The 320-nt window shown below is 67.2% G+C and carries 1 pseudogene; it reads left to right on the forward strand.

Annotated elements, in window-relative coordinates:
* Positions 1-117: 117 nt before the first annotated feature.
* Positions 118-320: pseudogene (locus tag KUM49_RS45125) on the forward strand (VOC family protein); the annotation flags it as partial.

The raw sequence follows: 320 nt of genomic DNA on the forward strand, positions 1-320 counted from the left end.
GCGGGATCCTCATCGATTCCTGATGCCGTTCGTCAAGCCGCGGCGCACGTTTGAGGCAGCGGGCAGGAGGTGTCGGAGGTGCGCGGTACAGTCCGTTCGTCCGACTGGGGAGGGCTCATGGCGACCAAGTGGGGCTTGACGATCGGCTGCGCGTACCCGGGGAAACTGGCCGCGTTCTGGGCGCTGGCGTTGGGCTACGAGGAGAAGCCCCCGCCCGCAGGGTTCGGGAGCTGGGAGGAGTGGTTCTCGCATCATGAGGTTCCGGAGGACGAGTGGGATGACGGGGCGTACCTCTCAGATCCTGACGGCGTGGGCCCCAC

The sequence above is a fragment of the Streptomyces sp. AC555_RSS877 genome (genome assembly GCF_019049245.1).
In the GTDB taxonomy this organism is placed as follows: domain Bacteria; phylum Actinomycetota; class Actinomycetes; order Streptomycetales; family Streptomycetaceae; genus Streptomyces.